Source organism: Enterobacter sp. SCRI0065 (assembly GCF_059766475.1).
Genome location: NZ_JCBAJB010000001.1, coordinates 732,511 through 745,915, shown reverse-complemented (window position 1 = coordinate 745,915; position 13,405 = coordinate 732,511). Strand labels below are relative to the sequence as shown.

The following is a 13,405-nucleotide window of genomic DNA, read 5'->3' as shown; positions in this document are numbered from 1 at the left end:
CATTTACCTGATTAATTGTTCAGCTTTTGGCAAAATTTGTGCGCCAGATCGCGCGGTGAGATCGTAATTGTAAATATCTGTACGATATTGGGTCCGTCCATCTTCGCCAACAAACGCGGTCAGGTAGTAGAGATTGACCGGTATATTTTGGCGAATATTCACGTAACGCGTATTACCTTCCTTCAGGGCATCTGAAATTCGCGTATCGTTCCAGCCCGCATCCCCTAAGAGCATATTGGCCAGTTCAGACGCTTTATTCACGCGTACACAACCAGAACTCAGCGCGCGCGTATCCTTCTGGAACAGATTGTGGTTTGGTGTGTCGTGCAGATAAATCGCATCCGAGCTTGGCATGTTAAATTTGTAACGGCCCAGTGAATTATGCGCACCTGGCGCCTGCTGGAAGCGGAATGGCAAATTCGAAGGCGTAATTGTCGACCAGTCGACCTGGTACGGGTCAATCGCCTGAGAACTGTTCCAGCCTCGTATCACCGTATAGTTGTGACGCTCCAGATAACCGGGGTCATTCCATACTTTCGGCAAGATGTCCTTGCGCGCCAGGGTCGGAGGAACATTCCATGGCGGATTGACCACCACGTTATTCAGCGCGCTGCTCATCATCGGGGTTTTGCGATCGGGACGACCGACGATAACTCTTGATGCCAGCACTTCACTACCATTCTGATAATAGACCAGCGAATAGGCCGGAATGTTCACCATTATGCCTGTAGTCAAAGAACCTGGCAGCAAGCGTAAACGCTGAATGTTCAACGCCAGAACACCCGCACGCTGTGCTGGCGAGACATTTAACCAGTCGCGCGTCGATGGCCCAATCACCCCATCAGCGCCTAAACCCTGGGTCGCCTGGAATGCTTTAACACCAGCCACAAGATCGCGATCGTAGGCCGCAGGTTTGTTGACTGATGGTGCCGATTTTTTTACCACGGCCGGTGCGGATGGACTGACGACAACGCTTTGCGGGTCATCTCCCGGCAGCGCAATTTTCGGCCCACCGTCCAGTACGCCAGAGCGCTGTAAGATTTCACGCAGTGCCGGTACATCGCTACTCCATTGCCCCGGGCGTAATGTCGCAGTGCCGCTCATTTTCGGCCACGGTTGAGTATCCGATACCAAAGTCAGCAGCGACTGATGCATGGTTGCATATTGCGGATGCGCGGGCGCAAGGCTCGTAATAAATCGAGGAAGCGTCCCCTGATCTAACGACAGCTGCCACTGGTTGATGACAGATAACGCAGGTGTTGCCAGCTTGTACGGCTTTTCACTGTATAACCAGCGATTACCGTTCACCGGAATACCCGCGACAAATTGCAGATATCCCATCATGGCATCGGAGAGCACCACATCACGCGCCATGCCGGAAACAGACGGATCGGTTAACAGCTCAACCCACGCTGTAAATTGCGGCTGGAAACCGGCAATAGCCACTTCAGCAAGCTGTTGTTGAAAAGCGCGTACAGCGTCACGGTTTTCCCACATCGGCTTCATATCGCGAGCGGCATAAAGAAGGGTGAGCTGGCTGATATAGGCAGGGGTGTAGCCAGCCGGCAGTTCGGACTGCAACTGCTGACGGAGCGCTTCGGTATTAAAATCAGCGGGCAGTGACTTAATCCCTGCCATGATAGCGGTAGCCGGAGACTGCTCAAGCGGCTGCGACAACGACGTCGGCTGCTCGCCCATGGTCGCGGAACTGTCAACAGGGACCACTTCAGGCTCATCAGCCTGAGCGTTAAACAGCGGAGCAAATATTACCGTCAGGCACAAACTGAGTGCAGATAGCTGACGTCCTCGAATTTTCTTTAGCAACATCCCTTGCCCCCTGTTTGCTTTACATCATGCCCACAACACCGGGGCTTTTCTTCATTATAGAAAGGCATATACGCTGTTGCATTGCCTTATGTAAAGAAGTTTAAAGATAACGCAGTCATCAACACAAGTTAAATGAATAAAAAAAAAGCGGCGCATTCGCGCCGCTATTTAATGGAAACGCCTCAGGAAGCGTCAGCCGTTCCCGGCAGGGATTCCGGCAACGATTCAGGCGGCTGCGGGGCAAAGCCTCGCAGGCCCACTACGTGTACGTGTTCGCTGTTCTGGTACACCTTACGCACCAGTTTATAGGTTGTGCCTTTTTCCGGGCTGATGTTTTCAGGTGCAGCAATGATGAGCTGCATATCCAGACGATCGCACAGCTCAAACAGTGTCGCGATTGAACGGGCATCAAGACGGGCTGCCTCATCGAGGAACAGCAGGCGGCATGGAGAGAGATCTTTACCGCGCAGACGACGCGCTTCATCTTCCCAACTCTGAACAACCATCACCAAAATCGACATACCGGTACCGATCGCTTCACCCGTCGACAGCGCGCCCGATTCTGCACGCAGCCAACCGTCTGAGCCACGGTTAACCTCAACTTCCATTTCCAGGTAGTTACGGTAATCCAGCAGTTCTTCGCCGATGGTTTGCGGAGTACGTTGCCCCATATCAATCTGCGGATTCAGGCGCTGATATAGCTTCGCTAGCGCTTCAGAGAAGGTCAGACGGTTGCTGTTAAACAGATCCTGATGCTGCTCATGCTGTTCAGAGAGAACATCCAGCAATGTGGCATGCGCTTCGCGAACGTTCACGTTCAGACGCACGCTGTTTACCTGACCGAACGACACGCTTTGCAGGCCCTGGTTGAGCATGCGAATACGGTTCTGTTCGCGTTGAATAGTCTTACGAATAATATTCGCCACGCTGCGGGAACTGATTGCCAGCTTCTGCTCACGGGAAGTTAACTCTTCCGTCAGACGGCCAAGTTCAATCTCCATCTGTTCAATGGCTTCGACCGGATCGTCGGTGCGGATAATATCCTGACGAATACGCTCGCGCAGGTGCTGATACACCGCCACGAAGAACTGAATTTTACGTTCCGGACGTTTCGGATCTTCAGACATACGCAGCACGTCGCGCAGGTGTTCATTATCGGCCACCGCCAGACGCAGCGCACCGAGCGCCTTATCCGACATTGAACGCAGTTCATCTCCAGAGAGATAGGCCAGCTCGCGGCGATGCAAACGACGTTCAACACCGTTGTCTTTCACCATTCGCATTACGGCACACCAGCCCGCCTTCGCGGTGACAACCTGCTCACGCATTTCGTGATAATCACGTTCCAGCTTGCGCAGACGGCGAGTCAGGTTATCCATCTCGGCTTCGCAGAAGGTCAGTGCTTTTTCAAGCTGATTACGACGTGAACGGTTGTTGCTCAGTTGGCTATGCAACTCGTCACGACGAATGCGCGCGCGCTCTTCAGCACCGCTATCCGCGCGAACGCCGATATCCTGCAACTCTTTGTGCAGATCGGTTAACAACTCTTTCTTGGTATCGTACGAGCTTTTCAGCGATGCCAGCACCTGGTTGTACTGGTTCAACTGGGCCGAGTGGCTACGCATCGCCTCACGGGTACGGGTACGTTCTAATTCCGCATGCTCAAGGCGCTGGCGCAGTTTTTCATTCAGATCGCTGTTGCCACTCAGCATTGCTGCAGAGTCGCTGTAGCCGAAATGGGCACGACGCTGTACGACTTCCGTCAGGGCAAACGCCTGCTGACGCGCCTCGCGCTGCACCTGCTGCGACCAGGCGTAATCTTCTTTCAGCTGTTCGAACTGTTCAGGGTCACTTTGCAGAACCGAAAGCACAGGCTCAAGTTTCGCCAGTTGGTTGCCGTGTTGCTGAACAAAACGCGCCGCTTCCTGGGCTTCATCCAGACGTTCCTGAATTTCGTCCACGCGGTCGGCCAGTGTCTCGTCACCCAGCAAATTCAGGCGCGGCAGAATGCGGTTAAGTGCCGCAACGCCCTCTTTCGCCTGCTCAAACTGTACGCGACTTTGCTGGTTGTCATTTTCATGATTGGTGATAGCACGCTCAAGTTCGCCACGGCGAGTGTTGAGCTTGCGAATTTCTGCCTCAGGATCGGCATCAAATGCCACCGCAAGATGGCTACCGATAAAGCGGCTAAATGCCTGATGCAAACGCTGGGTCTTCTGCACGTCAAACGACACGTTCGCAAAACGTTCTGACAGGATCTCGCGTTCCGCATGCAGGGTTTCGATACGGTTCTCACGCGCCGCACGCCCAAACAGCGGCAGCGTCGGGAAGCGCGAATAACGCCACTGACGATCGGCGATTTTCACCACCACCGCTTTTTCAAGCTCGTCGACGCTAAATACGCTGTCATCGAAGGACTGCGGGTCCCCTTCGATCAGATAAAGATCTTCCGGGCAATCTTCCAGACCGGCAAGCTGATCGGCAATCAGCGACAGATCCTGAACCACAATCGCATTACGAGACGGGCCGTATAACGCCGAGAAGTACGGTGCATCATCCAGACTGACATCGTCATAGATTTCGGAAAGCAGGACGCCACCAAAGCGTTCCGCCAGCGCGTTCAGACGCGCATCTTCAGCGCCGCCAGGCTGGCTTAAACGCTCAATTTCCTCGTCGACAGCACGTTTGCGCGCACCGACTTCATCACGTTCAACGATGGCTTCGCGCTCGCGCTCCAGCAATTGTTGCAGATATTCGGTCACATCCTGGTTTGATTCAAACTCTTCGCCGCACTGTTCGCTCAACTGGTTGAGACTGCTTTGCGCCGCCAGCCAGACTGGCGCACGATGTAGCAGTTTTTGCGTACGTGACTGGAGCTGTTCCAGCTCCTGACGCAGGGCAATACGCTGTTCACTGGCATTAGAGACGCTGTCGGAGAGCGAGGCGATACGCGCCTCCAGCTCCTGATGAAGCGTTTCCAGATCGTCAATATCAACATTTTTGCCCTGACGCTTGCAGAATTCGGCCAGCAGACGCTCAGCCTCCTGTTGCTCGCGCAGGCGCTGCTCCAGCTCGTTCAGACGCATTCTCAGCGGTTGAACCTGTTCCGCCAGATGACGCTGGTTGTTGCCGTCGCGCAGCAATTCACGCGCCACTTCCCAGGCGTCATTACGGGCCAGCGGGCCATTGATGGCGACAACCAGTTGATACGCTTGTTCAAACTGACTGTGCGCAGTTTGCGCCACGCTCATTTTTTGATCAAGAGAGAGCAATTTCTCGGTTGACTCTTGCTCTTTTGCCTGGAACGTCTCCAGCCACTCATCCGCGCTTTCCGGCGTCAGATCAGGGAGATGGCACAACTCTTTCGCACGTTGTAGCGCCTGCAAAGCCTGAGTGTATTGAATCGCTCGCGTTTGCTGGACGTCCAGCGCCTGCTGGTAGTCGGCAAGCTGGTTTTTCAACTCATCAACTTCAAGCTCTGCGGATTCGGCGCGAGCTTCGTTCTCTTCCTGCATGTCGGTGGCCTCAGCCACCACTTCGTTTTGTTCTTCGAGACGAATCTGCAACTCATCGAGATCGGCTTCGTAGCGCTCGATTTTTTCCTGCTGACGCAGTGCGGTCTGAACCAAATTCAGGTGATCGCTTGCCGCCTGATAGTCTGCTTCCAGATCGCCTTCTGCCCCGTTCTGCTCGCCCAGCTCGCGCGCCATCTCGACGTGCTTGTACTGTTCGGACGCTAACTGCTTACGTGAGGTAAACAGTTCGCGGCGGTATTCAAGCGCCTTATCCAGATGAATGCGGCGCTCATTCGCGTGACGCATATAATCCGCTGCAACGTAGTTAGTGGCTTCGCTAATCAGATGCTTAAACAGATCGCGGTCGGACTGGGTGACGCGAATGGCCTCCAGCGTCATGCGGTTTTCACGCAGCGCTGCTTCCATATCCTGGAAAGCCTTACGTACCCCGCTGTTTTCAGGCAGCAAATAGTCGCGTAAAGAGCGCGTAATCGCGCTGGAGATACCGCCGTACAAGGACGCTTCAATCAGACGATAATACTTGCTACGGTCGGATGCAGTACGCAGACGACGAGCCACCACGCCCAGATCGAACATCAGGGAGTGGTAATCGGTGATCGAGTTAAACTGCTTGAACTGGACGCCTTCGATCTCCTCAAGTTTATCTTTAAGCTCCTGGAGCGTCAGCACACGGGCCTGACGATCGTTCAGGGTTTCGGTCAGTAGCGCAGTAGGCTGTACGGACGTCGGTAGTCCTTGAATGGCAAACGGTTTAATGTCTACTTTACGATCGCGGCCTGCGATCTGTTGCAGTCGAACGCCGACAACCACACGTTGATGACGGGAGTTGATCACGTCCAGAACGGAGTAACAGACGCCAGCCTTCAGTTTACCGTGCAGACCTTTATCGCGTGAACCGCTGGTCGCGCCTGCTTCGGTTGTATTACGAAAATGCAACAGCGTTAAATCGGGGATCAGCGCCGTAACAAACGCCGCCATCGTCGTGGATTTACCCGCACCGTTGCCGCCGGAGAGCGTGGTCACTAGCTCGTCCAGATCGAAGGTTCGGGCAAAGAAACCGTTCCAGTTAATCAGCGTTAGTGAGCGAAATTTACCGCGTTCAATCATTATTCTTCCTCTCCGCTATCCGGCTGACTGTCTTCATGCTCATCGTTGAGCTGCAAATGGTTTTCGACCGGCATCGCTTCGCCATCGCGAATCATACGCAGCTGCGCTTCACGCGGGTCGTCACCGGTACGCACATCTGCGCCAAAGCGGAATACAGATTCGGTGATGCGGAATTTGCTGCTGTCATGGCCCATAAACCAGACCATACCCAAACGACGAAGACGGTTCAGGGAAGAGCGTACTTTTTCCTGTAGTTTCTGACGGTCAAGATCCGAACCTGTAGAGCGGTTATTCACCAGCTTGAGCAGTTTGGCTTCATCGGCAAGGCTCAGCAGTTCGTCGTACAGTTCCTGTTGAGTGAAGATCCCTTCATTCGCCAGACGTTCCGGGCTCAGGTACAGGTAGCAGAGAATCTTACCCACCATCATATCCACCTCAGATAACACCGAACGCGGAATGAGCGTCGTGGAACGTGGGCGCAAATAGAAGAACCCTTCTGGCGCACGAATCAGTTCCACGTTATAGCGGGCGTAAAACTCTTCCAGATACTCCTGGAAATCCATCAGAAAAGCGTGATTATCCAGCTCGTCAAGACCAATGTGACGACCGGCACGCAGTTGGCTGTCCAGCGCCGGAAATAATGGATTTGCCAGCGCCTTGGCCAGCTTAACTGGCATCACTTGTTCAATATTTGTCAATGACATGCGCCTGTACCTTGGCTCCGTAATCGTTAATCGGCTGCCACTTCGGCGGCAGTCCGGTGAAATCTGCTTGCGCGACGCCCAGGCGCACAGCCTGGTCGACGACGATGCGGGCAATATCAAAATGGCGCGCACGTGGGTATTGCACCAGATAGTCGCGCACCACCAGCCCAAGATCTAGCGGCACTTGTCTGGTTTTGTAGATGGCGAGCTGTTCTTCGATCATGGCCGCAAGTTGCTCGCGAATTTCATTAAACTCTTCAAACTCCAGATCCGGTGGCAGTTCACCGGTGACCTCTTCATCGCGCAGCGTCATCTCTTCATCACGCATGTCCAGCAGACGATCGGCGCTGGCGTGAGTCAACGTCCATGGCGCGTCGAAATAGGTCTGCACAGATTGACGCAAACGCTGAGCAAACACGCGGTTTTTATCCATATCGATCGCGGTACGAATAAATTTATGCACGTGACGGTCGTAGCCAATCCACAGATCGATCGACTGTTGACCCCAACTGATAATGCGATCAAGTTTACTTTGCAGATCAAACACCAGACGATCGATAAAATGCAGATCGTCATGGGCCATGATGGCATCCTGAATACGCAGCAGGTTGGCCTGCAGCTTATCGCCCGCCGCCTCTAAGGTATCCTGCAGCTCGCGCAGCGTACCTGAGGTTTCTGACAACAGCATTTCGCAGCTGGAGATGGCCGCACGCCAGTCTTTATTCAACAGCTGTGCGATGTCATCTTTTACCTGCTGTTGCTGTTCGTCCATCAGGCGCTGGGTCAGATCGATACTGTCGAAAATTTCCGCTACCGAGTATTTCAGCGGCGCGTAGACGTTCCGATGCCAGTGGAATTCATCGCCATTTTCGTCAGCGGCATCGGCGGCACGCTTAAGCTCACCCGCCACAATAGAGAGCTGCATGGAGAGACGCAGCGTGGAAAACTCGCGCTGGCGGATGTAATAGTCGGTAATGCCGATGCCCAATGGCGTCAGACGATAGATGGCGTTTCCTTCCGCCTGCTCGCTGGTAAAGCGGTTCAGCAGACGTTGACGCACCATATCGTTGATCGCGTTGTTGGCACGCACGTTAATGGTTTCGCTGGTTTGCTCAAACGCATCACTGACATGGCGGAAAGCATCCACCAGTTCACCCTCGCTCATTTCTCCATCCAGGCGTTCGCCGTTCAGCGTCGCAACCGCCAGCAGGAAAGAGAGTCTGTCTACCGGCAGCGAGAGGGAGAAATCGTTTTTCCTGGCCCAGGCAACCAGTTCGGGGACTGTCTGGGAAAAATCACTCATAGGTTATCCTTGCATCTGCGGCTTGTGCGCGGTGACGTGAATGTAGCGGCCAAGGCTGATATAAGGCTCCTGGCGGCAATACCGCGTTTCAATTTCTGTTAAGGCGTCAAAACAGTCGTGCTGTTTTTGTTTATCACGCAGATAATCATGAAACACCCTTACGCCCGTTTTCCCGGTGATTTCCCATCCCTGCGCTTCCAGCCAGCCATAGACCTGCTGAGGATCGCGCGGAAAATCCGGTGAAAGCGTGCGCCGTTTCTTTTTGTACATTCCCTGCTGTACATAGCCAAAATTGCCCACAAGTACGTTACGCATTAAGAGGCCGTTTGCATTGTAGAACATCAGCGACAACGCGCCGCCGGGGGTCAACACATCCCACAGTGTTTTTAATACGTCTTGCGGTTCAGCAACCCACTCCAGCACAGCATGGAACAATATCAGATCAACCTGAGTTTCCAAATGCTGCGCAATGTCCTGAGCGGCGCAATGTATAAAATGCATGTTCCCGCTCACACCTTTCTCTTCTGCCGCGAGTTGCGCGCGCGCAACCATTTCAGCTGAAAGGTCGCAAAGCGTGACATGATGACCGCGCTCTGCCATTAAAATGGCGGTCTGGCCTTCCCCCCCACCTGCGTCGAGCACCCGCAACTTTCGGCTACCGTAGGCCGCAAGCAGCTTGTCCAGATCCTGCCAGAGGATCGTTTGACGTAACTGCCCTTTGGTGGTGCCGTAAATGTTTCGCGAAAACTTTTCCGCGATGTCATCAAAATTGCGATCCCGCATTGGGAGAGTTCCATCCGCTAACAGCAAAACCGCTATTTTGTCACACCCGCGCAGAGAATAAACCTGTCTGGTGTAATATCACGAGTAATCACCTGCTGTATGGTTAAAAAAGGAACCAAAAAGGATGCTTTTTACCCTAAAGAAATATATCGGAGGCATGATGCTTCCCCTCCCACTGTTGCTCCTGTTCATCGCGCTGGGGCTACTGCTGGTATGGTTCAGTCGTTTTCAGAAAAGTGGCAAAATCATTATCACGACCGGCTGGCTGGCACTGCTGCTGTTAAGCCTACAGCCTGTAGCCGATGGATTGTTACGCCCAATTGAAGATAAGTATCCAACGTGGCAGGGCAATCAGAAAGTGGAGTACATCGTGGTGTTGGGCGGTGGCTATACCTGGGACCCGAAATGGGCACCCAGCTCAAACCTCATTAACAACAGCTTGCCCCGTTTGAACGAGGGAATACGCCTGTGGCTGGCTAATCCAGGATCGAAAATGATCTTCACCGGGGCGGCGGCAAAAACTAACCCAGTAAGTACTGCTGAAGCAGGAGCACGCGTCGCGCAATCTTTGGGTGTACCACGCTCGGACATTATCACCCTCGACAGACCCAAAGATACGGAAGAAGAAGCCACAGCGGTAAAACACGCCATCGGCGACGCTCCGTTCCTGCTCGTGACTTCCGCCTCGCATCTGCCTCGCGCCATGATTTTCTTCGAAAACGCGGGCTTGCATCCGCTACCCGCACCGGCTAATCAGCTTGCCATAGATGCGCCGCTAAATCCGTGGGAGCGAATGATTCCGTCCCCGGCGTGGCTGATGCATAGCGATCGCGTTGGTTACGAGACGCTTGGGCGCATCTGGCAATGGCTTAAGGGCTCGTCAGGCGAGCCAGGGCAGGAGTGATTTTGAGGCCAAATCAAAGTTGGCGCGGTTGAAACGTCCCGTATTGACCAACTGCGCGACTTCATCCCACAGGAGATACAGCCAGCGTCGCCAGAGGAAGGATTCCGAGACGGGGGCGCGCTGGAGGTAGTGCCACAGCAGCCCTTCTGCCAGCCCGCTGTCGCTCAGGCGGAACAGTTCAAACTCGCGCGGCGCCCAAAGCATGATACCTGGACCTACCATCGCCAGCAGTTGATCGCTGCGAGGATCCTTTAACATACTGCGCAGGGTAAAATTGCCATGAACCAGCACGCAGTTATCATTGAAACCTTCAAATAGCGCCGGCAAGCATTCACGGGTACGGAACAGAATCCGCTTATCCTGCATGCTCAGACCGGTATTGTTGAACTGGTTGAGCGTTCCCCATAACACTTCTACACGCTGCCGGTACCAGAGCGGCCACAGATTCTCCTGGGTGCTATCAACCGCCCCCACCAACCCACGGCTGTCCTGACGATGCCAGGCAAGCAGCGCTTCAACAATCTGATCTTTAAGCTGCTCCCAGCGGTCTGGGGTACGCGCGGGGGCTTCGACGGGAACGCCACGCAGGCGTTCGATGAGCAGCACATCGGGTCCGGGATGTTCTTCATGCGTCATGACGCCGTAAACGGTGGGCATTCGCACCGTGCCGCTACGCGCTAACATGGACATTTTCCACGCCAGTTGCCTGGCAAGCCCCGGAGAGGTAAAGCATCTTGCCAGTAGCGGCATCGGGTTGCCGCTACTGTCATACAGCGACCACAGAGAAGTATCCGCCTTCTCGCTCACGCACTCCACCCGACTGAGTTTTTCCCCAAGCAGATGGCTCAGTTCGGCACGTAACTGTTCCATATGAGATAACCCCTATCAAAACTACTGCTTTTATAATGAGCGCGTAGCCGCAGGAAGTCACCCTGATAAGATCAATTAGAAAGAGGATAAATGAGAAAAAACGAAGGGGTATTACATCCCCTCGGATGAGGGGATGACGTAAACTTAGCGCAGCTCCGCGCGAACGCGTTCGAGATCTTCTGGCGTATCAACGCCCGTTCCCGGTACCTGTCGGGCGACATCGACGTGAATCTTTTCGCCGTACCACAGCACCCGCAACTGCTCGAGCATTTCGATATGTTCCAGCGGGCTTGGTGCCCAGGTCACATAGCGACGGATAAAACCTGCCCGGTAGCCGTAAATCCCCAAATGACGCAGGAAGGTATCGCCAATAGTCTCTTTAGAAGCAGCAAAACGGTCACGATCCCATGGAATCGTCGCACGCGAGAAATAGAGCGCGTAGCCTTCAGCATCCATCACCACTTTTACCGCGTTGGGATTAAAGGCCTCTTCAGCATGATGAATCGGGACGGCGAGGGTCGCCATACCAACCTGACGCTGCGCAAGATTTTCCGCAACCTGGCGGATAATGACTGCAGGGATCATTGGCTCATCGCCCTGAACGTTAACAATCACCGTGTCATCGCTAAAGCCACATTTTTCAACGACTTCAGCCAGTCGTTCAGTGCCCGACTGGTGATCGGCGCGAGTCATGCAAACTTCGCCGCCCGCCGCCTCAACCGCTCGCGCAACCTCTTCGTGATCGGTTGCCACAATCACCCGCTCCGCGCCGGATTCGCGCGCTCTGTCGAGGACGTGGACAATCATCGGCTTGCCATTAATGTCGACCAACGGCTTGCCGGGTAAACGCGTTGAAGCGTAACGCGCCGGGATAATGACAACAAAACTCATGGTCTGCTCTCTTCTGCCGCAAGCGTACGGGCTTCGGTTTCAAGCAGAACAGGGATACCCTCGCGCAATGGAAACGCCAGGTTGTCCAGTTTGCAAATCAGCTCTTGTTTATCCTGGCTGTAATACAGTTTGCCGTTGCACACCGGGCAGGCAATAATTTCAAGTAAACGGTGATCCATAGTTCCTCCGTATCAATAATCGATAAAGCTTACCACATTCCTTTTTCAGGCTATGTCTATTTCCCAGCCACTCCGACACGCGGTAAACAGCCCATCGGGTAACCGCGATAGCGTGAGCCGTTTCGCTCCCTGCCAGGCCGCAAAATGACTCATTGCCGATGAGAGCCCTTTTTCAAGTTGTGCGCTCACCTTTACGCCCTCTTCCAGATACAGCGCAATCACCTCAAGGACACCGGTCTCGCGATGCATTTTGGCATCCATTCGGCCAACAAGCTGTCCTTTATGGAGGAGTGGCAGGACGAAATAGCCGTACTGACGCTTCGCAGCAGGCGTATAGCATTCGAGACGATAGGTGAAATTAAACAATTGCTCCGCACGTTTACGATCCCAGACGACCGGATCGAAAGGCGATAATACCGCGCTATGCGACGCGGTTAACTTCCCTTCCAGAGCCTGAGGCAAGAGTGGGAATAAATCCGCATGAAGCCACATCTCACCGAGCGACTCGACGTCAACGCGCATGACGCGCCCGTCCTCTTCCCATCGATCAAGGAGGGGTTTCAACGCGGGTTGACGTAGCCGATAGTAATCCGCCAGCCATGCGGCCCGAAAGAGACCTAAGCTGCGTGCGCTGTTTTCCAGCATGAGGGTTTCTGCGACCGTCTGCTCGATAAAATCTCGCGCATCATCCCAGTGCGGCATCACCCGATGGGTAAGATCGTACACACGCTGGAACTTACGCCGTTCAACGACCATGACTTTGCCAGAGGTAAAAAGCCCTTCAAGGTGGCGCTTATGTGGTTTCCATTCCCACCAGCCGCTGGTGCCTTTGCGCGGATGTTCAAAATCAGCTGACCGAACGGGGCCATGGTCCTGAATATGGGCAATGAGTTGCTCTATTTCAGCCGCGTTTTCATGCATCCACTCTTTACGATATTTCCAGCCCATTTTATCGGGCGCCAGCATGCGATGTCGCACCAGGCCAAAATCGCTACGCGGCAGAAAACAGGCTTCATGAGCCCAATACTCCATCAGGTCTCCCCGGCTCAGGGCGTGATCAAGCCACTCGGGCGGGTAATCACCCAGACGGCTGAACAGCACTAAATAGGGGCTGCGGGCCACGATATTGATGGTATCGATCTGCAACAGCGACATGCGTTGTATAGACGAGAGAATATCGGCAGGTTGCGCGCGGCGGCGAGGCTTTTTCAAGAGCCCTTGCGCAGCAAGGTGTAAATGACGTGCCGCTGAAAGCGAAAGGTGTGGTAAAGGCATGCTTTTTCCTGTCAGTCATCACGCTT

10 protein-coding genes are annotated in these 13,405 nt (G+C 54.0%); 1 reads left to right on the top strand and 9 read right to left on the bottom strand.

Features of this window, described 5'->3' with window-relative positions:
- Window positions 1-3: 3 nt before the first annotated feature.
- The 5 genes from ldtD to cmoM all read right to left on the bottom strand — a co-directional run bounded on the left by ldtD (window position 4) and on the right by cmoM (window position 9,260).
- Window positions 4-1,827, bottom strand: a complete 1,824-nt coding sequence (ldtD, locus tag AC6EMZ_RS03540) for a L,D-transpeptidase (protein ID WP_498401000.1) — start codon at window positions 1,825-1,827, stop codon at window positions 4-6.
- A gap of 182 nt (window positions 1,828-2,009) precedes the next feature.
- On the bottom strand, window positions 2,010-6,470 hold the full coding sequence (gene mukB, locus AC6EMZ_RS03535) for a chromosome partition protein MukB (RefSeq protein ID WP_498400999.1): 4,461 nt from the start codon (window positions 6,468-6,470) through the stop codon (window positions 2,010-2,012).
- Window positions 6,470-7,174 (bottom strand): chromosome partition protein MukE, encoded by a 705-nt coding sequence (gene mukE, locus AC6EMZ_RS03530; RefSeq protein ID WP_498400998.1) that lies wholly within the window; start codon window positions 7,172-7,174, stop codon window positions 6,470-6,472. Before mukE ends, mukB begins: the two co-directional genes overlap by 1 nt.
- Complete coding sequence (gene mukF / locus AC6EMZ_RS03525) at window positions 7,155-8,477, bottom strand: chromosome partition protein MukF (protein WP_498400997.1); 1,323 nt, start codon at window positions 8,475-8,477, stop codon at window positions 7,155-7,157. The genes mukE and mukF overlap by 20 nt, the downstream gene beginning before the upstream one ends.
- A 3-nt stretch (window positions 8,478-8,480) precedes the next feature.
- Window positions 8,481-9,260, bottom strand: a complete 780-nt coding sequence (gene cmoM, locus AC6EMZ_RS03520; RefSeq protein ID WP_498400996.1) for a tRNA uridine 5-oxyacetic acid(34) methyltransferase CmoM — start codon at window positions 9,258-9,260, stop codon at window positions 8,481-8,483.
- 124 nt (window positions 9,261-9,384) lie between these two features.
- Here cmoM and elyC point away from each other — a divergent pair, with 124 nt between their 5' ends.
- Window positions 9,385-10,164, top strand: a complete 780-nt coding sequence (elyC, locus tag AC6EMZ_RS03515) for an envelope biogenesis factor ElyC (protein ID WP_498400995.1) — start codon at window positions 9,385-9,387, stop codon at window positions 10,162-10,164.
- On the opposite strand, the gene AC6EMZ_RS03510 is transcribed toward elyC, so the two are convergent.
- From AC6EMZ_RS03510 to AC6EMZ_RS03495, 4 genes are all read right to left on the bottom strand, one after another.
- Complete coding sequence (locus tag AC6EMZ_RS03510; protein WP_498400994.1) at window positions 10,141-11,034, bottom strand: YcbJ family phosphotransferase; 894 nt, start codon at window positions 11,032-11,034, stop codon at window positions 10,141-10,143. The genes elyC and AC6EMZ_RS03510 overlap by 24 nt on opposite strands.
- A gap of 144 nt (window positions 11,035-11,178) precedes the next feature.
- Entirely contained in the window at window positions 11,179-11,925 is a 747-nt protein-coding gene (gene kdsB / locus AC6EMZ_RS03505) for a 3-deoxy-manno-octulosonate cytidylyltransferase (protein ID WP_498400993.1), read from the bottom strand.
- Window positions 11,922-12,104 carry a protein YcaR gene (gene ycaR / locus AC6EMZ_RS03500; protein ID WP_154127834.1) on the bottom strand — a complete coding sequence of 61 codons (183 nt, stop codon included), beginning with the start codon at window positions 12,102-12,104 and terminating at the stop codon, window positions 11,922-11,924. The genes kdsB and ycaR overlap by 4 nt, the downstream gene beginning before the upstream one ends.
- Before the next feature lie 45 nt (window positions 12,105-12,149).
- Window positions 12,150-13,379 (bottom strand): winged helix-turn-helix domain-containing protein, encoded by a 1,230-nt coding sequence (locus AC6EMZ_RS03495; protein ID WP_498400991.1) that lies wholly within the window; start codon window positions 13,377-13,379, stop codon window positions 12,150-12,152.
- Window positions 13,380-13,405 lie beyond the last annotated feature (26 nt).

Coding starts and splice junctions, on each gene's coding strand:
- elyC (WP_498400995.1), top strand. CDS start 9,385: ATGCTTTTTACCCTAAAGAAATATATCGGAGGCATGATGCTTCCCCTC.
- kdsB (WP_498400993.1), bottom strand. CDS start 11,925: ATGAGTTTTGTTGTCATTATCCCGGCGCGTTACGCTTCAACGCGTTTA.
- ldtD (WP_498401000.1), bottom strand. CDS start 1,827: ATGTTGCTAAAGAAAATTCGAGGACGTCAGCTATCTGCACTCAGTTTG.
- AC6EMZ_RS03510 (WP_498400994.1), bottom strand. CDS start 11,034: ATGGAACAGTTACGTGCCGAACTGAGCCATCTGCTTGGGGAAAAACTC.
- ycaR (WP_154127834.1), bottom strand. CDS start 12,104: ATGGATCACCGTTTACTTGAAATTATTGCCTGCCCGGTGTGCAACGGC.
- mukE (WP_498400998.1), bottom strand. CDS start 7,174: ATGTCATTGACAAATATTGAACAAGTGATGCCAGTTAAGCTGGCCAAG.
- AC6EMZ_RS03495 (WP_498400991.1), bottom strand. CDS start 13,379: ATGCCTTTACCACACCTTTCGCTTTCAGCGGCACGTCATTTACACCTT.
- mukB (WP_498400999.1), bottom strand. CDS start 6,470: ATGATTGAACGCGGTAAATTTCGCTCACTAACGCTGATTAACTGGAAC.
- mukF (WP_498400997.1), bottom strand. CDS start 8,477: ATGAGTGATTTTTCCCAGACAGTCCCCGAACTGGTTGCCTGGGCCAGG.
- cmoM (WP_498400996.1), bottom strand. CDS start 9,260: ATGCGGGATCGCAATTTTGATGACATCGCGGAAAAGTTTTCGCGAAAC.